Source organism: Halobacillus faecis, assembly GCF_007991335.1.
Lineage (GTDB): Bacteria > Bacillota > Bacilli > Bacillales > Halobacillaceae > Halobacillus > Halobacillus faecis.
In genome coordinates, this window is the sequence record NZ_BJYD01000034.1 from 13,079 (window position 1) to 29,972 (window position 16,894).

Here is a 16,894-nt window from a genome sequence, read left to right on the forward strand (position 1 = left end):
CATGGCCGATCAATCACATTCCAAACCCGTACACCACCAGGAATATGAGAAAAAGCAGCATCGTGAAGAAATGAAACAGCAGGTCCTTACTTTCGCCTTGATGATTTTGTTCACGTTTATTGCTTTCGGAATGGTTATTTTTGAAGTGGATTCTTACTTCATCATTCCGACATTGATTATCCTTGCTGTCGTCCAGGTAGCTTTTCAGCTTTATTACTTCATGCATATGAAGAATAAAGGCCATGATATGGTTGCTGTGATGATGTATGGAGGAGTAGCTGTTGCTGCATTGACCATCATCACGTTCACATCCATCATTTGGTGGTAAGTCAATAGATATCAAAGGAAAAAGACCGGGCTCCGGTCTTTTTCTTTATTTTTGCTTAGGAGACGATAAAATTCGGGTTCTGTGGATGACACCTACCTAATCATCCACGTACGGTGCAAGCGCCTTTGTTCTCCGTGAGAGATATGACTAAATTATGAACAATGGATGAATTCCTTATGCGCGCTCGTTTTTTCGGCGATAATTAGGTAAAATGGAGAAGAACAAGTAAAACAATCTGGGGTGAGACACCAATGTGGTTAGAACTTCAAATCTTTGGCTTTCGTGCCTTGTGGAGTCCATATTATTTTGTATTCGTTCTGTTATTATCAGCCTTATATTTTTACATAACAGGACCTGGACGTGAAAAGGGAACGGAGCGCCCAAGTACTTTTCAGCAAGTGATGTTCTATAGCGGGATGCTGCTTTTATACATCGTCAAAGGTTCTCCTGTCGACTTGCTTGGGCATATCATGTTTACGGCCCACATGACTCAAATGGCGATTTATTATTTGCTTTTTCCAATTCTGGTCATCAAAGGACTTCCTCTATGGATATGGGAAAAAGTTTTTGCAGCCAAAGGAATAAAAAACGTGCTTCATCTTCTTACAAGGCCATTGATTTCCTTATTGCTTTTTAATGGACTGTTTTCGATGTATCACATGCCTGTCGTATTCGATTACGCAAAATCAAGCGATCTGTCGCACACTGTGATTACAACGATCATATTATTTATCGCTTTTTGTATGTGGATTTCTGTCTTTCCTCCACTGGAGCGTTTGGACAGGCTAAGCCCAATCTTAAAAATCGGTTTCATCTTCGCCAATGGTGTGCTGATTACACCGGCGTGTGGTCTGATCATTTTTGCTGGCGCACCGCTTTATGAAACCTACTCAGAAGCTGGGGCGTGGATGCAGGCGATGAGTTTATGTGTACCTGCGGACGTCCTGAATGGACTCGCATCCAATTTGAGTGGCCCGAATTATTTTACACCGATGCCATTGGTTGAAGATCAGCAATTAGGTGGAATTATCATGAAGATTGCACAGGAAGTGATTTTCGGTGCGATTATCGCTTATATTTTCTTCAGTTGGTTCAACAGGGAAAGAGATACGATTGATCCACTGCCGAGTCAAGTACAGACAGAATCTTAAAGTTTTGCTAGAGGGGAAGAGGTGGAAGTATGCCGTTATTGCCGACATTGAGTACATTCTTCATTGTGTTAAGCGCTGTACTCGTCGCTATCGGTTGGGTACTGATTGTAAAAAATAAGAGAAGCTCGCATCGTAAAGTGATGATTGCGGCGGCTATCAGTGCTCTGACATTTTTTATCATTTATTTAAGCCGTACGATTTTTGTTGGGAACACCAGCTTTGGTGGACCGGACGATATAAAAATTTTTTACACGATCTTCTTGATTTTTCATATCTTCCTTGCGACGGTTGGAGCCGTGTTTGGGTTAGTGACTTTAACATTCGCTTTCAAACGTAAGATTAAGAAACATCGTAAAATTGGTCCGGTAACAAGCATTATCTGGTTTTGCACAGCTGTGACTGGTGTTGCCGTTTATATGCTGTTGTATATCATTTATGATGGTGGTACAACGACAAGCATGATTAAAGCGATATTAGGGACATAAAGAAAAACAACGAATCGTTGATCAGCGATTCGTTGTTTTTGGTTTATCTTGTGTTGGGGGAGGGAAAGAGTGTATGGATGCATAAATTTCCATATACATAAAAATAGGAAAGGGATGACCCACTATGGAATTGAAGACAGAGAGATTACAGCTATTCCCGATTACCTTAGACCTTGCACAGACACTGATGAAGAATTCGCTTGCCTTTTATTACAAGTTCCAACTCCCATGGAATAAAAACTGGCCTCATGACGGCTTGAAAGCCCTTATGCCCATGTATGCGGAACGCTTAGAAAACGATTCGGATGAATTGGGTTTTGGTCCATGGGTCATCATTGATTCGGCCGGTGAGCATGTGATCGGTGATATCGGATTCAAAGGCAAACCTGACGATGAGGGTAATGTAGAAATCGGTTATCATGTGGTCGCTTCAGAAAGGAATTGCGGTTATGCTTCAGAAGCCGTTCAGACTCTCTGTGAATGGGCTTTTAAACATCCAGAGGTAAAGGGGATCGAGGCCCAGTGTGATAAAGATAATATTCCTTCACAAAAAGTACTGATCAATAATGGGTTCAACCATACAGGAAGAAGTATGGATATCCTTGTCTTTAAGAAAGAGAAAAAAATCCATCAAAAAGAAAATACAATGAATAAAGAATTTTAAAAAACCTGAAGCAATGCTTCAGGTTTTTTTCTTTAAAGCTTATAGTTCCAACGAATGATGCCCGCTTCTTTAGCTGAGTTGAAAGCAATGACAACAAGTGGTCCCAGAATGAATCCGAGGAGTCCGATCAGTTGTAAACCTAAATACATCGCAATCAACGTGGCGAGCGGAGAAAGCCCGATGTGTCGGCCCATGACTTTCGGTTCTACGGTTCTTCGAATCGCAAGCAGGACAATCGCCAGTAACCCAAGCTTTGTCCCGATTGCAATATCCCCGACAATGAGCATATAAACCGACCATGGTCCAAGAATGACGATGGAACCGATAATTGGGACAAAATCGATGGCCCAGATAATCAGCGACATAATGAGAGCGACATCTGGAGCAATCCATAATAAACCGATCAATGATACAACGAAAATGATGATGCTGACGAGAAACTGCGCTTTTAAAAATCCGAACACGACGTAAGAAAGACGGGCATTCATGAATTTTACTTTTTCTGATGTAGCTTCTGTGAACTGATCGTGCATTTTATCCCGCAAGCGTGGAAGTTCAAGCATGAACAAGAACAGAGCGATTAAATAAACGAGAAAACTGACGAGCAGTTCAGGTATTTTTGCAGCCACAGCTGCAATGTTGGATAATTGAAGCTTTTCAGAAATGGCGTTCGTCGTCCGGTCGATGGCATTCATCATTTCTGCTGTTACTTTATCTACGAATTCTTTTGGCATCGATTGTGAGAAACTAGCCATATGGTCTTCCCAATCCAGCAGCACATTATTGATTTGGTTGATATACTGTGGAGCGTTGTCAGCCAGTTGTACGATTTGGGTGACGGCACGGGTCACAGCGAATGTTCCCAAGAGACCAAGAAAGACAAGGAACAATAAGAAAACAAACGTCACGGACATTTTCCGGTTAATACGGAACTTGAACTGGATGAATCTTACCGCCGGATTTAAGAATAGGGCCGTAACGAAAGCGAGTATCAATGGAATAGAGACAGGTAAAATGAAGTAGCCTGCAATGATGAGTAGAGCGGAGATTAGTATTAAAATCCACTGTTTTTTTGATAGATAACGGAACAATTTATGTATGAGTCTCCTTTCCCCCATAGACCAGTCATGAGTTCGGTCTTTACTTCCTTTTAAAAAAGTCGCTCACCATACAATGATGTGCGACTGTTGTTCATCCGGAAAGTGTGGATGAGTGATTATATACGGCGATCGGAATCCGTGGATAATTCTTCTACTTTCTTAAGAACTTCCTCGTTTTCGTTCTCTTCCGCCCATTTTTTCAGCTTGTCCAAAACCACATGTTCCGGAACTTGGCTGTGGTATTTTTTCGCAGGTTCACTTACTTTGGAAACCAATGATTTCGCTTTAGAAATGATGCTGTCTGTAAACCCTTCCTGGTGACCATATTCTACACCGTGTGGGTAATAGTGGCGGCCTAGAAGCGGTTTCATCAAACGAACAACAGCATCTCCCTTATCTACATCCCCTTCAAGGGCGAATCCCTGGATGCGGATATAATAAGTAATGTTTTTTTCTGGAGCGGGGATTTTATAATCGTATGTGACACGCTCATAATCCCAGGATCCTCCAAGGATGAATCCATTTCTTTCCATGATTTCCGTCAATGGCTTGTAGTCAACAACGAGACCTTCAATCCCAGTACCTTCTAATTTCATTTGTTCCACCTCGCAATTGTTATGTATCTTACCTCATTTTAGTATGAAAAGGTAATGCTTGCAATTTTGGCATGACGAACGTCCTGCCATAGGTTTAATATCTGTGATTACGTTCTCATTATACTATAAAAGGAAACCGGATGCATGTAATAAATTCGGTGAAAAGGGGACAATAAACATTGATCATGATTATTGAGGAGGATCTTTCATGAAAAGTGTAAAAGATATCATGACAAGCGATGTCTCCATCTGTCATACGAATGACCAGTTGAGTGACGCAGCTTCTATGATGAAAGAAAAGAATGTCGGCGCGATACCTGTCTGTGATGATCAAGGCAACCTTATGGGTATGGTGACAGACCGTGACCTAGTTATTCGTGGGTATGCAGCGAAAAAACCTGATTCTACACCGATTCAACAAGTGATGAGTGACCGCATGTACAGTTGTACACCAGATTGTTCACTGGAAGAGGCGAGCAGAATCATGGCTGAGCACCAGGTACGCCGTTTGCCTGTTGTTGAGAACGGGAAACTTTCCGGCATCCTTTCTCTTGGTGACTTATCGACAGAAGAAATGTCCGACCATGCAGCGGGTGTTGCATTACAGGATATCTCGGAACGTCCTGAAGTTCACTAATCATATGGGCCTGCTTCTATGGAAGCAGGCTCTTTTCGTTCTGAATCGCTCATTCTAATCATAGCCTCCAACCCATCCGCTTATACATAAAATAAAATGGTCTTTGATGAGGAGTACGATATGATAAAAAAATCCGTAATCTTATGTTTGGTTATCCTTTTTTTCATTGGATTGTTTCTACTATTGAATTCTCCTTTAGAAGAACAGGTAGTCGAAGAGTTCTCAGAACCTACATTAGAAACCGTTGGTCAGCCCCCGACTGAAAAGGAAGCGGATTTCTTCTCTTTTCGTGGGTTAACTTCTGATGTACTTTTGAAAGAGATGGGAGAACCGCTGAGGCAAGACCCAAGTGAGTATGGATACGACTGGTGGGTTTATGGCTCTGATGAGGAGATCGAGATGCAGTTCGGTATCCAGGACAGGGAAGTGGTGACAGGTGTTCTATTCAAAAGGGAAGCGGGTCCCGTCCGTGTGCTCGATTCATACGAAGAGGTCGCTGAGTCTTATCCTTTTGCATCTTCCTACCGCCTGGATAGTGAAGGAGCGTACACCTTAAAGCTTACAGAGAAGGATATCGCTGAAAGACCTGTCATTCCTCTGGGGGACCGGTGGAGTGCGCAATTGTACTTTGACAATGTGACCCATGAAATTTTTGCGATTCGAATGTTGAGAAATGACATTCTTCTGAAGCATCAACCTTATAAAGTCGTTTATCGCGGCACCCTTCCTCTTCAAGAGGTGTTGGACGAGAAGGCATGGGGCAGAGTTGAAGATGGAATGGAAGCTCAAATCCTATCGATGACGAATGGCGTCCGTGCTCTCCATGATGCCGGTCCGCTGTTGGAGCACGAAGAAGCCTCATTTGTCGCCTATGCCCATAGCAGGGATATGAATCAGAATAACTATTTTTCTCATTATTCCCAGAATGGGGACGGTTTGAAAGAGAGACTGGGAGAGATTTTATATGTGCGGGCTGGTGAAAACATAGCCTCCCAATATGTAGACGCCACTGCTGCGGTCCATGGTTGGTTGAACAGCCCGGGTCATAGAAAAGCTCTTCTTGATCCTCACTACACACATCTTGGTGTCGGCGTTCATCACCGGTATTATACACAGAATTTCTTGACTGTCCCATGAACGCCTGTTTCTTTTCTGCATAGGCTATACTGTAGTTCTTACAGTGAGGTGTAAAAGGTATGAGTACAAATGAATTGCACCCGAGCGTTCAGCAGTTCAAAGCCTTTGTCAACAAACACCCGAAAGTGAAGGGACAGTTGAGGAAAAATCATAAATTGATACAAAGTTATTATGAGAAATATATGATCCTCGGCGAAGATGACCCTTTCTGGGATTCCCTGCCATCTGCCAAAAAGGAAAGCTCTACGGCCAAGATGGACTGGATCAAACAGCTGGGTGGCCTGATGGAAGACATCAATTGGGAAGAGGTTTCAAGACAAATCGATGAACTGAACGGAGCGATCGGGCAATTTCAACAGCTGATCACCAACGTCAAAAAGGAATCTGGGAAAAATCAGAAGGAAATGGAATACCCTTATTACTAAAATCAGAGCAGATGGAAAAGATCTTTCATTTCCATCTGCTTTCCTATTTGATAAGATAGAAGATGGAGGTGGACATGTACTATGCTAGCTACAATGGAAATTGTCGATCTGCTAGATCGCTCTGAATCGATCGGCCAGATGGTCATGCATTCAGACACCATGCAAGAGTACCAAGAGGCAAAGAATGCTCTTGAGAACGATAAAGAGGCGCAAAGACTCATTAAAGACTTTGCGGATATGAAAGAACACTATGAGGACGTGCAACGTTTCGGCCGTTATCATCCTGACTATAATACCATCATGAAAAAAGTCCGCTCCGTAAAAAGAGAGATGGATATGCATGAGACGGTAGCCCACTTCAAAAAAGCTGAACGCAATATCCAGAAGCTGCTGGATGAGATCAGTGAAAGTGTAGCCTTCAGTGTAAGTGAGCAAATCAAAGTGCCGAAAAACGGTATGGCGCTTACCGACACAGGGTGCAGTGGAGGATGCGGAAGTGGCGGCAGCTGTGGTTGTGCCTCTTAAGGATCAGTAAAACGAATACAGTCGTCGCATAAGTTCCCGCAGCAAAACATTTTACGCTGGGGAACTAAAAAGCGGACGCGATACACATAGAGCGCCTGATTCTTGCGTACATAGCTCATCGCAAGGGTCAGGCGTTTTCCTTTCATCGCCTTCGATGCACACCATTTTAAAACTTCTTCCACATCTTTCTGTGTAGTACTTTCTTCTGGGTGCAAATAGACGAAAGGGATTCCAGCAATTTTTTTGAAGACGGCCGTATTGATTTTGTCCGATTTTTGTAAAAGCTCTTCAAAAACAAGAGATGCCCGTTCATGGTCTGTAAGCAACATTACCAACCTCCTCATTGCCGTACGCGGGGATATTTGGTAAACTGACGTTAACTTATTATGTTCGATGGGGAGTAGAGTCAAACAATGATCCGAACAAAACGACAAGGACTAATCGTATATTTTCAGCATATGAAAAACATTAGACAGATCAAGAAACATGGTCATTTGATTCACGCATCTAAGAAAATGAAGTATGCCTTAGTATATGTGAACCAGGAAGATGTCGAGTATAAAATGGAAAAGCTTGAACGCTTACCATTCGTTTCCCGTGTTGTGCCTTCTTATAAACCGGATGTTCGCACGGAATACGAAGGAGCGAAGCCTGACAAAGCCAAGCAGTATGACTATAAGATGGGCATCTGACTGCACCAAAAAAGCGTCCGCTTCTTGAGCGGACGCTTTTTTTTCGAGTGCATGGTCACAGGTCTCAACTTAATGGAGCAATGAATTTATTCATTCGGAGAATTCCGATTAAATGCTGATAAAAAAGTTCGGTTTCAGGAAAAAGGTTGGAGGGTTTGATGGTGAATTCCGCAACCTCTTTTCCTGCCTGTTCGACCATTTCTTTATACATATCGAAGCGTTGATTCGGTTTTTCGTGAGGGTTGGGTATGCCTTCCCTGCAAATATAGATGGGCTGGAATTTATCGTTATGGGCAGGCTTCATTACTAGAGATAAGGAAGCAACCGGTTTGCCCTCTTTTTCGCTATAGAAAGCGATGGCATGCTGAATGCGTTCAGGCATCCGTGTACCGAGGTCGATCAGTTCATAAATATCCGCATACCCTTCGCCAAGTTCGATGAATTTTTGTATCATAAATATGTACACCCTTTCTAGTCAGTTCTGATACTCATTGATTATTTGTAATTAAAGTAAATGGCAGGATTGTTGAAGACTCAGTTTCGAGACTTTTATTGAGTGGATGGGGGCTACGGAGAATAGCTCGCTTTCCGCGGGGCCTCACCCCCTGAAAACATCTCGAAACTGAGTCTTCCACAATCGGGAGCTTATCTGCAACAATAAACATTGAGAGATAATAGAGCTTTCTACTAAACAATTAAATTAAAGGTAGCACGAAACGTTGTGCATGTAAATTGGAAAGGAGGGAGCAGGATGAAGCGCTTATGGTTTCCGCTCACATTGCTTCTCAGTGTGTCCACCCTTATGCTCCTTTATCAGTGGGACCGAGCAGAAGCGGGTAGTGAACAAGTCGCCAAATCTCCAAATCTGGAAGTTTCGATGACCGTCAAAGAGGATACGCTGCAATTTCACTATACATATGATCAATTAAAAGCAGGGATCTACAAGCTTGATCCCCCGGAAAAAGCAACAGGAATCGTCTGTTCCCATCAAGAGTCGTCCTGTCGTATAACCCATCAGAAAACGACAGAAATGATTATAGAAAAAGAAGGGAAAGTCCTCGTAAATTATACCATGCCGATGCCTGAAAATGAGGTCATCAACGATTGGATGCTTGAATTGAAGAAAGAGGACCATGTGGTGCAGTCTGCATTTTCATTGACCATAAAAGATTTGGGTGAGATGAAGGATCCATGGCTTGTTCCTTCCGCTAAGGAAAGTGATATCCCGATGGAGAACCTGCGTTATTATAAGTTTTCTTCTATGAATGAACCACTCCCGCTTACAAGAAAAGGAGAGGCCTCATTATGGAAGAAAGGGAATAGTATTGTTACATACGAAGCAGGAACAGAGCTTTCAGCTGAAGTCAAACAGGAGTTACAAACCTTTCTAGAGAGAACAGGTCCTATTTTGATTCAGCTTGATCAGTCCGATACTAAAGTATTGGACAACTATATGAAGGTTGAAGGAAGAAATGTGAAGGAGCTGCAAGCGGAGTATGTGGTGGAGCATTTGAGACAAGTCACTACAGAAGAAAACCCTTGGGAGTTGAAGGTTGTTAAAGATATTTATACAGGTAACAGCTCGTCGATGGCAAACGAAGTGGTCACCTCTTTAACCAAAGAAGAGCTGATGACGTGGAAAAAACGTATGCTGCAAGTTGAAAGGATAGAAGATTTAGGACTATTCCTCGATGAGTCGTTATCCGACGTATATGGAGCAGAAACAACCTATTTTCAAAACTATGAAGCTCCCGCAATGGATCACCTGTATTATGTTGAAAAAAAACGTGTGCTTTATCATGATCAGATGGTCACGGATCGCATCGTTCATTATCATGGATCCTCGTATCTTTCGCTACCGGAGATCAGTGGTGTGATGGATTATGTACTTACGGAAATTGAGCAGGGTGCTGTCTATCGTTTGGAGGTTCCCGGCAAAGAGTATCGTTTTTACGTTGATCAGCCGACGTTTATCGTCAACAAAGAAAGGTTTGGTATGGGTGAGGAATTATTGATCATGGTTGGAGATTCTCCCTATATAAAATGGCAGGATTTACAGGGATTGTTTGATATAAAACTTACGACTAGACCGAAATAATGGCAAAAAAATAGGGCCGCCCATCACGGGCGACCCCGCTTTTCTGAATCATCAGAGATGAAACAAAAAAGTAAAGGGAGAGGAGAAACCGGAGGAAGAGCTTATGGGGATGTAAGCCTTCTCCGTTTTCAGAAGCAGTATCATCCGCTTCAAGTGCTAGTATGTACGTTGCTGAACCACCTTATTCACTTGAAATAAAAAAATGTGTAAAATTCTATGTTTGTGTGTTCTCAGGCCCTCTCCACACCCTAATAATCCGGTTCCAGTGCCCAGACACTCGAGACATAAGCAACTCTGCTCTGTGGCAAAGCCCGCCACTCCGCAGATTTGCTTATGCTTGTCGTGTCTCCCGGGGCACTTCCACACCCTGTACTTCCCTGCAACGTCTGTTTTGTGGTAGGATTATGGGGAATGATGACAAGTGAGGTGTACAGGATGCGAGTGATTGCTGGTGAATTTAAGGGACGTCCGTTGAAATCTGTCCCTACACATAAAACCAGACCGACGACAGATAAAGTAAAGGAAGCGGTCTTTCACGGGATTGGGCCTTTCTTCGAGGGCGGCAAGGCTTTGGATTTATTTGCCGGAAGCGGAGGTCTTGGGATTGAAGCATTGAGCCGTGGTGTGGAATCTTGTGTGTTCGTCGATCAACAGCAAAAAGCGATCCAAACCATTTATGAAAATATAAAAACGCTCGACATCAATGAGCGTACAGAAGTTTTCAAAACCGATGCCATGCGTGCCATCAAGGCGGCTGGGAAACGGGGACTGACGTTTGATTATATTTTCCTGGATCCTCCCTATAAGAAGTTTTCTTATCAGGACTTAATGGAAGCGCTTTTAGAATATGATTTGGTCGCAGAACACGCGGTTATCGTTTGTGAACACGATGCTTCAGAGGAAATACCTAAAGAAGTTAGTCGTCTGAAACGAATGAAAACCGATCATTATGGAAGTAATATCGGTGTATCGATTTTTGAGTAAGGAGAGAAGGGTATGACACGTATTGCGATTTGCCCGGGAAGTTTCGATCCCGTTACATATGGACATTTGGATATTATCCGTAGAGGGGCGAAAGTCTTTGACCACGTCATCGTGGCGGTATTCAACAACCAGAGTAAATCTCCTCTATTTGATGTGAACGAACGCAAGGAATTGTTGGAAGAAGTAACCAAAGATATCGACAATGTTTCCGTGGACGCTTGCAGCGGCCTTTTGATGGATTATGCTGAGGAAAAAGGAGCGCACGCGATCATTCGAGGTTTACGGGCCGTGAGTGATTTTGAATATGAAATGCAGATCACTTCCATGAACAGGAAGCTGAATGAAGATATTGAAACGTTTTTCGTGATGACAAACAATCAATACTCTTTCTTGAGTTCAAGCATTGTCAAAGAGGTGGCGAAATACCGAGCGAACATCAGTGACCTTGTTCCACCGCCTGTAGAAAAAGCTCTTTCAGAAAAATTTTAATCGCGACAAAAAACGATCTCTACGGATTATACGTGTAGGGATCGTTTTTTTGTTTTCCGCTCACTGTTCCATTTTACACAGATCATAAGCATGATCATAAGGAGTGTAATCGGCGGCCCATAATGATTGAAAAACTCAAGAATGGGGGTCGTGAAGTTTTCGTTTGGATTCCAAATCGGCATGCTTTGTTGTTGAAAGGGGCGGTAAACGAAATACAATACATAAATCAACGCAGCCGCGACCATTCCATGAGCAATCCTTGCCAGTGCGTAAGGTTTAAAGCGGATGTCCGTTTCTGCAAGAATGCTTGCGATTTGGGCCTGAATCGAAAATCCATGGAAACCGAGAATGAAGCTTACGATTAAAAGCTGAGCGAGCAAAGGTTCATGGGTTTCGGTAACCGCACCGATACCAGTCGTCAATTCCAACATTCCAGCTGTAAAAGGAACATGGAACGTTTCAGGAAGTCCTGTATAAAAAAGCAGGTGTGAAAAAATATGAATGGCACCTGTCTGCTTCAACAATTCCGTGAGAACGGAGAAAAGCATGATAAAACCACCAACCATAAGCAGTGTATCCACGGATCTTGTCACTGCATCACCCATCAATTTGCCCAGAGTTCGTCCATCATCCAGCCGAGATTGGTGCATTTTACTGAACGCATCTTTCCAGGACGCAGACGCACGGTCCATGCTACGTTCCTGATCATTTCTCTTATAGAAACGCATGCCGATGCCCACGAGAAAATTCCCACCATAATGAGCAATAGCAATGAGAATGCCAAGGCTTGCATCGTGAAAGAATCCGACAGCAATGGCTCCGAAAATGAAAAGTGGACTAGAAGCGTTTGTAAAAGCGACCAGCCTCTCAGCTTCGGCACGGGTCACTTGTCCTTTCTTACGGAGGTCGGCCGTCCACTTCGCTCCGGAAGGATAACCACTTGCCATTCCCATCACCCAAACAAAACCGCCGCAGCCAGGAACATTAAACAATGGCCTCATAAACCGTTCACTAATGGCCCCGAGCCCGTGTACGACACCGAAACCGATTAAAAATTCTGCGGTTATAAAAAATGGGAGAAGGGAAGGGAAGACGATTTCCCACCAAAGATCAAGTCCTCTGAGACTGGCGGATAGGGCATCACGTGGATATAAGATCAAGGAAACCGCAAGCGCCGAAGCAAGCAGCGTCAATGCGACGGTTTTCAATTTGGAAATCGAGAACGCCTCCTTAGACATGGCTGTTTTCTGTACTTCTCATCATAGGAATAGTAGAATAGGTATAGATTTCGACGCGTGCTCACAGGTTGTCTATATTCCATGTGTACGCTCATAAGGGAATGGTTTATTCCATAAAATAAACCACATGGATGAAGGAGGGATGACGAGTGGCGAGACCAAAGATCGGATTGGCTTTAGGTTCTGGAGGAGCGCGTGGTTTTGCACACTTGGGTGTTCTGAAGGTCCTTCGTGAACATGATATTCCCGTTGATTTCATTGCAGGAAGCAGCATGGGGGCGCTCGTCGGCTCTTTTTTTGCTGCCGGACAAAGAATCGAAGATATGTATAAACTTGCCTTTACGTTTAAACGAAAGTACTATTTGGATTTCACTGTCCCTAAAATGGGGTTTGTTCAGGGGAAAAGAATCAAAGAATACATCCGGCTTTTCACGTTCGGAAAGAACATCGAGGATTTTCAAACACCCATGTCCATTGTCGCAACGGATCTCTACGCCGGAGAGAAGAAAATCTTCACGAAAGGTCCTGCAAGTGATGCGGTCAGAGCCAGCATTGCCATTCCCGGGATTTTCGTACCCGAAAGAATTGAAGATCGTCTCTATATTGATGGAGGGGTCATTGATCGTGTCCCTGTCTCTGTGGTGAAAGATATGGGGGCCGCATTTATTATTGCTGTGGATTGTGCGCACTTTGACTCTGACCCAAACATTAATTCGATTTATGATGTCATTACCCAGAGCATTGATATTATGCAGGATGAATTAGTCACAGCGATTGGGGTCTCCTCTGATGCGGATGTGATGATCAAGCCGGATGTATCCAAATTCAGCTCCCGGGCTTTTACGAAGATCCAGGAAATTGTAGAGGCGGGGGAGAAAGCAGCGGAAGATTGCATACAAGAAATAAAGATGAAGCTCGCTGCGTGGAAGGAGTCAAATGACGAATGAAAGCAAATCGCAAACTGATTATTACTGGAATTATAACCGTACTTATCGTGGCATTCCTGGGGGCCTTCCGCCTCCCTTATTATATTTATAAACCGGGAACCGCGGATGCGTTAAATGACATTGTCGAAGTCGAGGGTGGTTACGACAGTGAAGGGGATATGCACCTTGTAACCGTCAGAGGTGGACAGGCGACACCTATTCAATGGGTTCTTGCCCAGGTCCGTCCATTCCATCAAATCTATCCATTAGAAGACATCCGTCCGGAAGGGGTGTCAGAGGAAGAGTACTTCCATGCCCAGCTGCAAATGATGGAGTCTTCTCAGGAAGCCTCCAAAGTCGTCGCCTATCAAGCAGCCGGCAAAGAGATTGAGATAAACTATGAAGGCGTCTATGTCATGAATGTGATTGAAGGGATGCCGGCGGAAGAGATTTTAGAAACGGGCGATCAGATTGTGAAAGTGGATGGTCAAGACATTCAAGAAACGAGCGACCTGATCGACTATGTGAGCAACAAGGGTGAAGGAGAGTCCGTCATGCTTACCATTGTAAGGGATGAGGAAACAATGGAACGTGAACTTGAACTAGCTCCTTTCCCTGATAACCCTGACAAAGTCGGTGTCGGCATTTCCCTTGTGACCGACCGAACGGTGGATGTGAATCCGAAAGTGAATGTCAAAAGTGGTGAAATCGGAGGGCCGAGTGCCGGACTGATGTTTTCATTGGAAATTTATGATCAATTGACAGAGCCTGATATCACAAAAGGTTATGAAATTGCAGGGACCGGAGAAATAAACTATGAAGGACAAGTAGGAAGGATCGGAGGCATTGATAAGAAAGTGGTAGCCGCTTCCGACCATGGTGCAGAAGTTTTCTTTGCACCAAATGAAGAGGGAAGAGAAGGATCCAACTATCAAATCGCCAAAGAAACAGCTGAAGAAATCGATACCGACATGAAAGTCGTTCCTGTGGATACGTTCCAGGATGCACTGGATTATCTGCAGGAATTAGAACCGAAGAAGGAAGCATAAAAAAACAGCCGTTCCGAAGGAGGAGCGGCTGTTTTTATCTTTATCTTTTAATAAATACTATATAGTGAACGTACACGGTGACATAAGGGTAAGCCCAGGTCAACAGCACCATTAGCGCTTCTGGGGGGAGGTTTTATCCCCTTTATGAATGGATCACAGGTGGTCCGTATTCACGTTTCAGCTGATCTACTCTACGCTCAGGAGACAAGACACTGTAGTAAGCGGCCGCAGCCCTTGCTTCCAAATCCAACATTTCATGCTCCAGCTGCTGAGGTTGTGTGATCAGCGGGATAGAGGTTTCTTTTTTTACACCGCGCAAATACTTTTTACCTGTGTCTGACATGCCAAGGATTCTTGCATAAGGGGGCGGTGTTTCTCTTAGAAGGACGCGGGCTTCCTGTTTATCTGTTCCAACAAGAATATGGGCAAGGGTTCGCTGAAGGCGTGTCCACGTGTACCGCTTCGTTTTCAAAGAAGAGATAAACTGATGGAAGGTTGCAGCCTCTTTGATAGTCCTTTTAAGACGGTATTCCAAACCTTCGTCGACTCCATGGAAACAGCGGAGGGTACTTTCCTCCATCGTCATGATCTTGTATTGAAGCAGGTGGAAATAGGCTTCCCAATCGTGCCAAAGGCCAAGGCTGTTTTTGTACTCATGTAAGACCTCGACTGTAGAAGGGGGAAGCGACTGTCCAGCCTTCTCTGTCAGTTCTCTTTCTTCGAACAATTCTTTCCGAATGCTTGTTGCACTTGCAATTTTTCCATGAATCTCTTCATCATGGTAGTGGTTATCTTTTCGTAAAACGGTCAGTGGTTCAATGTCCGGAGCATAAGTAAGAAGTTGTTTTACGTAACTATAACCAAGGATGTTATTCGGTTGTGTGAGGTCGATGGAACCAGAAGGGAAAGAAATGGATTCATATCCAAGGCGGGAAGCCTCTGGGTAGGCATATCCTTCATTCAAATATCTTCTCACGGTCACATCATACTCTTCTTGATGTTTGCTCATATGCTCAAAAGCCTCCGTGAACGCCGCAATCCTTCCGTTTTCACTGCCAAAGCAAACGCTATCCACCCCGACTTCAGCAAGTGTCTGAATGGCACCTTGACTAAAGTAATCGCTGTGTTGGACCGCATAAAGGAAGGGAAGTTCGAGCACAAGATCCGCCCCGCCACGGAGCGCGGCTTCCGTTCGGTGCCATTTATCGATCATCGCAGGTTCTCCACGCTGTAAAAAGTTCCCGCTCATGATGGCGATCATGCAATCGGCTTTTGCATGTTTTTTTGATTCTTCCAAATGATAAAGATGTCCATTATGAAAAGGATTATATTCAACAACAACTCCACATGATTTCACAAAAGATCCTCCCATCCGATTCTTTACTATTGAACAAGTGTTTGGTTTATTTTATCATGATACTATGGAAATTTCGCATTCCTGACCGTGAAATATGATAAATCTTACTAAAACCGCACGAGAATAAGGATATGCTGTAAAGAAAAAATATTGACAAATCAGCGAAATCCTTTTACAATAACTCTTGTTGCCATGAGGTGATAACTATGAAATTTCCTCTACAAAAACTCAAGCAGACAGGTGATGAGCCGTTCTACTTTGAGGATGACGTAGATATTCGCGAATTAGAACAACTGAACAATGACATTCGCAGGATTTCCCCTGTTCATGTCAAAGGTCAAGCAATGACTCGAGGAAATGATATAACGGTAACTTTTTCGATTGATGGAGAAATGGTGTTGCCTTGTGCCCGAACGTTAGTTGATGTGACTTATCCATTTCACATTGATGCTCTGGAGGCATTTAATCTGTCACCTTACCATACAGAAGAAGATGACTCTGAAGTTCATTCCGTGAATGGAGAAGTGCTTGACTTAACGCCTTATATCAAGGAAAATGTACAGTTGGAGATTCCGACTCGCGTTTTTTCCCATGATGATGAGGCTCATGAAGCAGCCCCCCAGGAAGGGAAAGGCTGGCAGGTGGTTACAGAGGAACCTGAGGAAAAGAAAGTGGATCCTCGAATGGCTAAACTGCAATCATTATTAAATGAAGAAGAGAACGAGTAAAACAATATGTTATGGTTCTCAGAAATCCCTTAAAGGAGGTGTACAACATGGCAGTACCTAAGCGTAAAACGTCTAAGAAAGTCAAAAACCAACGTCGTACTCACAAGAAACTTCACGCACCAGGAATGGTTCAGTGTGATAACTGTGGCGAGTACTCAAAACCACACCATGTTTGCAAATCTTGTGGACAATATAATGGAAAACAAGTGGTGAACGACTAAGTTCATCAAAGAAAGGCCTGACATCCGTCAGGTCTTTTTTTATGTCCGCAAACTCTTCCACTAA

At 43.6% G+C, this 16,894-nt stretch carries 22 protein-coding genes; 16 read left to right on the forward strand and 6 right to left on the reverse strand.

All coding sequences use genetic code 11. The features are described from left to right. Position 1: 1 nt before the first annotated feature. From ctaF to HFA01_RS17485, 4 genes are all read left to right on the forward strand, one after another. Positions 2 to 328, forward strand: a complete 327-nt coding sequence (gene ctaF / locus HFA01_RS17470) for a cytochrome c oxidase subunit IVB (RefSeq protein WP_146818643.1) — start codon at positions 2 to 4, stop codon at positions 326 to 328. A 251-nt stretch (positions 329 to 579) separates the two neighbouring features. Beyond that, positions 580 to 1,479 carry a cytochrome c oxidase assembly factor CtaG gene (gene ctaG / locus HFA01_RS17475; RefSeq protein ID WP_146818645.1) on the forward strand — a complete coding sequence of 300 codons (900 nt, stop codon included), beginning with the start codon at positions 580 to 582 and terminating at the stop codon, positions 1,477 to 1,479. 29 nt (positions 1,480 to 1,508) lie between these two features. Further along, positions 1,509 to 1,964, forward strand: coding sequence for a DUF420 domain-containing protein (locus HFA01_RS17480; protein WP_146818647.1), 456 nt, complete (start codon positions 1,509 to 1,511; stop codon positions 1,962 to 1,964). Positions 1,965 to 2,088: 124 nt separating this feature from the next. Beyond that, positions 2,089 to 2,628: a GNAT family N-acetyltransferase gene (locus tag HFA01_RS17485; RefSeq protein ID WP_146818649.1), complete on the forward strand. Its 540-nt coding sequence runs from the start codon at positions 2,089 to 2,091 to the stop codon at positions 2,626 to 2,628. Positions 2,629 to 2,660: 32 nt separating this feature from the next. Here the strand turns inward: HFA01_RS17485 and ytvI are convergent, their stop codons facing one another. Together ytvI and HFA01_RS17495 are read right to left on the reverse strand one after the other, a co-directional pair. Continuing rightward, entirely contained in the window at positions 2,661 to 3,719 is a 1,059-nt protein-coding gene (gene ytvI / locus HFA01_RS17490) for a sporulation integral membrane protein YtvI (protein ID WP_146818651.1), read from the reverse strand. A gap of 125 nt (positions 3,720 to 3,844) precedes the next feature. After that, positions 3,845 to 4,324, reverse strand: coding sequence for a YugN family protein (locus HFA01_RS17495; protein ID WP_146818653.1), 480 nt, complete (start codon positions 4,322 to 4,324; stop codon positions 3,845 to 3,847). Between the two features lie 208 nt (positions 4,325 to 4,532). Here HFA01_RS17495 and HFA01_RS17500 point away from each other — a divergent pair, with 208 nt between their 5' ends. From HFA01_RS17500 to HFA01_RS17515, 4 genes are all read left to right on the forward strand, one after another. Then, the gene (locus HFA01_RS17500) at positions 4,533 to 4,961 is read left to right on the forward strand and encodes a CBS domain-containing protein (protein ID WP_146818655.1); all 429 of its coding nucleotides are present in this window, start codon (positions 4,533 to 4,535) and stop codon (positions 4,959 to 4,961) included. Positions 4,962 to 5,081: 120 nt separating this feature from the next. Next, the gene (locus tag HFA01_RS17505) at positions 5,082 to 6,098 is read left to right on the forward strand and encodes a CAP domain-containing protein (RefSeq protein WP_167506269.1); all 1,017 of its coding nucleotides are present in this window, start codon (positions 5,082 to 5,084) and stop codon (positions 6,096 to 6,098) included. Positions 6,099 to 6,157: 59 nt separating this feature from the next. After that, complete coding sequence (ylbD, locus tag HFA01_RS17510) at positions 6,158 to 6,523, forward strand: spore coat protein YlbD (protein WP_146818659.1); 366 nt, start codon at positions 6,158 to 6,160, stop codon at positions 6,521 to 6,523. An 81-nt stretch (positions 6,524 to 6,604) separates the two neighbouring features. Further along, positions 6,605 to 7,048, forward strand: coding sequence for a YlbF/YmcA family competence regulator (locus tag HFA01_RS17515; RefSeq protein ID WP_146818661.1), 444 nt, complete (start codon positions 6,605 to 6,607; stop codon positions 7,046 to 7,048). On the opposite strand, the gene HFA01_RS17520 is transcribed toward HFA01_RS17515, so the two are convergent. After that, positions 7,045 to 7,377 carry a hypothetical protein gene (locus HFA01_RS17520; protein WP_246139363.1) on the reverse strand — a complete coding sequence of 111 codons (333 nt, stop codon included), beginning with the start codon at positions 7,375 to 7,377 and terminating at the stop codon, positions 7,045 to 7,047. The two genes, HFA01_RS17515 and HFA01_RS17520, sit on opposite strands and share 4 nt — an antisense overlap. A gap of 84 nt (positions 7,378 to 7,461) precedes the next feature. Between HFA01_RS17520 and HFA01_RS17525 the strand changes: the two genes are divergently transcribed. Then, complete coding sequence (locus HFA01_RS17525; protein WP_174787838.1) at positions 7,462 to 7,740, forward strand: YlbG family protein; 279 nt, start codon at positions 7,462 to 7,464, stop codon at positions 7,738 to 7,740. Between the two features lie 64 nt (positions 7,741 to 7,804). On the opposite strand, the gene HFA01_RS17530 is transcribed toward HFA01_RS17525, so the two are convergent. After that, entirely contained in the window at positions 7,805 to 8,194 is a 390-nt protein-coding gene (locus HFA01_RS17530; protein WP_146818663.1) for a DUF7147 family protein, read from the reverse strand. 297 nt (positions 8,195 to 8,491) lie between these two features. Between HFA01_RS17530 and HFA01_RS17535 the strand changes: the two genes are divergently transcribed. From HFA01_RS17535 to coaD, 3 genes are all read left to right on the forward strand, one after another. Then, entirely contained in the window at positions 8,492 to 9,838 is a 1,347-nt protein-coding gene (locus HFA01_RS17535; RefSeq protein WP_146818665.1) for a hypothetical protein, read from the forward strand. Positions 9,839 to 10,249: 411 nt separating this feature from the next. Beyond that, positions 10,250 to 10,822 carry a 16S rRNA (guanine(966)-N(2))-methyltransferase RsmD gene (gene rsmD, locus HFA01_RS17540; protein ID WP_281290526.1) on the forward strand — a complete coding sequence of 191 codons (573 nt, stop codon included), beginning with the start codon at positions 10,250 to 10,252 and terminating at the stop codon, positions 10,820 to 10,822. Positions 10,823 to 10,834: 12 nt separating this feature from the next. After that, positions 10,835 to 11,311 carry a pantetheine-phosphate adenylyltransferase gene (gene coaD, locus HFA01_RS17545; protein ID WP_146818667.1) on the forward strand — a complete coding sequence of 159 codons (477 nt, stop codon included), beginning with the start codon at positions 10,835 to 10,837 and terminating at the stop codon, positions 11,309 to 11,311. Positions 11,312 to 11,337: 26 nt separating this feature from the next. Here the strand turns inward: coaD and spoVV are convergent, their stop codons facing one another. Beyond that, positions 11,338 to 12,549 carry a dipicolinic acid transporter SpoVV gene (gene spoVV, locus HFA01_RS17550; protein ID WP_167506270.1) on the reverse strand — a complete coding sequence of 404 codons (1,212 nt, stop codon included), beginning with the start codon at positions 12,547 to 12,549 and terminating at the stop codon, positions 11,338 to 11,340. 149 nt (positions 12,550 to 12,698) lie between these two features. Between spoVV and HFA01_RS17555 the strand changes: the two genes are divergently transcribed. Together HFA01_RS17555 and HFA01_RS17560 are read left to right on the forward strand one after the other, a co-directional pair. Beyond that, entirely contained in the window at positions 12,699 to 13,496 is a 798-nt protein-coding gene (locus HFA01_RS17555) for a patatin-like phospholipase family protein (RefSeq protein ID WP_146818669.1), read from the forward strand. Continuing rightward, entirely contained in the window at positions 13,493 to 14,524 is a 1,032-nt protein-coding gene (locus HFA01_RS17560; RefSeq protein ID WP_146818672.1) for a SepM family pheromone-processing serine protease, read from the forward strand. The genes HFA01_RS17555 and HFA01_RS17560 overlap by 4 nt, the downstream gene beginning before the upstream one ends. Before the next feature lie 142 nt (positions 14,525 to 14,666). On the opposite strand, the gene HFA01_RS17565 is transcribed toward HFA01_RS17560, so the two are convergent. Further along, the gene (locus HFA01_RS17565; RefSeq protein ID WP_146818674.1) at positions 14,667 to 15,881 is read right to left on the reverse strand and encodes a nucleotidyltransferase; all 1,215 of its coding nucleotides are present in this window, start codon (positions 15,879 to 15,881) and stop codon (positions 14,667 to 14,669) included. Positions 15,882 to 16,087: 206 nt separating this feature from the next. Here HFA01_RS17565 and HFA01_RS17570 point away from each other — a divergent pair, with 206 nt between their 5' ends. Then, positions 16,088 to 16,609, forward strand: a complete 522-nt coding sequence (locus HFA01_RS17570) for a YceD family protein (RefSeq protein ID WP_146818676.1) — start codon at positions 16,088 to 16,090, stop codon at positions 16,607 to 16,609. Positions 16,610 to 16,656: 47 nt separating this feature from the next. Then, positions 16,657 to 16,830 carry a 50S ribosomal protein L32 gene (gene rpmF / locus HFA01_RS17575; protein ID WP_035505553.1) on the forward strand — a complete coding sequence of 58 codons (174 nt, stop codon included), beginning with the start codon at positions 16,657 to 16,659 and terminating at the stop codon, positions 16,828 to 16,830. Positions 16,831 to 16,894: the final 64 nt, after the last annotated feature.

What these genes read in the sequence shown, in the direction of transcription:
- ctaF (WP_146818643.1), top strand. Translation starts at nt 2, where the DNA reads ATGGCCGATCAATCACATTCCAAACCCGTACACCACCAGGAATATGAG.
- HFA01_RS17480 (WP_146818647.1), top strand. Translation starts at nt 1,509, where the DNA reads ATGCCGTTATTGCCGACATTGAGTACATTCTTCATTGTGTTAAGCGCT.
- coaD (WP_146818667.1), top strand. Translation starts at nt 10,835, where the DNA reads ATGACACGTATTGCGATTTGCCCGGGAAGTTTCGATCCCGTTACATAT.
- HFA01_RS17505 (WP_167506269.1), top strand. Translation starts at nt 5,082, where the DNA reads ATGATAAAAAAATCCGTAATCTTATGTTTGGTTATCCTTTTTTTCATT.
- HFA01_RS17525 (WP_174787838.1), top strand. Translation starts at nt 7,462, where the DNA reads ATGATCCGAACAAAACGACAAGGACTAATCGTATATTTTCAGCATATG.
- HFA01_RS17515 (WP_146818661.1), top strand. Translation starts at nt 6,605, where the DNA reads ATGCTAGCTACAATGGAAATTGTCGATCTGCTAGATCGCTCTGAATCG.
- rpmF (WP_035505553.1), top strand. Translation starts at nt 16,657, where the DNA reads ATGGCAGTACCTAAGCGTAAAACGTCTAAGAAAGTCAAAAACCAACGT.
- spoVV (WP_167506270.1), bottom strand. Translation starts at nt 12,549, where the DNA reads ATGTCTAAGGAGGCGTTCTCGATTTCCAAATTGAAAACCGTCGCATTG.
- rsmD (WP_281290526.1), top strand. Translation starts at nt 10,250, where the DNA reads ATGATGACAAGTGAGGTGTACAGGATGCGAGTGATTGCTGGTGAATTT.
- HFA01_RS17560 (WP_146818672.1), top strand. Translation starts at nt 13,493, where the DNA reads ATGAAAGCAAATCGCAAACTGATTATTACTGGAATTATAACCGTACTT.
- ylbD (WP_146818659.1), top strand. Translation starts at nt 6,158, where the DNA reads ATGAGTACAAATGAATTGCACCCGAGCGTTCAGCAGTTCAAAGCCTTT.
- HFA01_RS17485 (WP_146818649.1), top strand. Translation starts at nt 2,089, where the DNA reads ATGGAATTGAAGACAGAGAGATTACAGCTATTCCCGATTACCTTAGAC.
- HFA01_RS17570 (WP_146818676.1), top strand. Translation starts at nt 16,088, where the DNA reads ATGAAATTTCCTCTACAAAAACTCAAGCAGACAGGTGATGAGCCGTTC.
- HFA01_RS17535 (WP_146818665.1), top strand. Translation starts at nt 8,492, where the DNA reads ATGAAGCGCTTATGGTTTCCGCTCACATTGCTTCTCAGTGTGTCCACC.
- HFA01_RS17500 (WP_146818655.1), top strand. Translation starts at nt 4,533, where the DNA reads ATGAAAAGTGTAAAAGATATCATGACAAGCGATGTCTCCATCTGTCAT.
- HFA01_RS17520 (WP_246139363.1), bottom strand. Translation starts at nt 7,377, where the DNA reads ATGTTGCTTACAGACCATGAACGGGCATCTCTTGTTTTTGAAGAGCTT.
- ctaG (WP_146818645.1), top strand. Translation starts at nt 580, where the DNA reads ATGTGGTTAGAACTTCAAATCTTTGGCTTTCGTGCCTTGTGGAGTCCA.
- HFA01_RS17530 (WP_146818663.1), bottom strand. Translation starts at nt 8,194, where the DNA reads ATGATACAAAAATTCATCGAACTTGGCGAAGGGTATGCGGATATTTAT.
- HFA01_RS17495 (WP_146818653.1), bottom strand. Translation starts at nt 4,324, where the DNA reads ATGAAATTAGAAGGTACTGGGATTGAAGGTCTCGTTGTTGACTACAAG.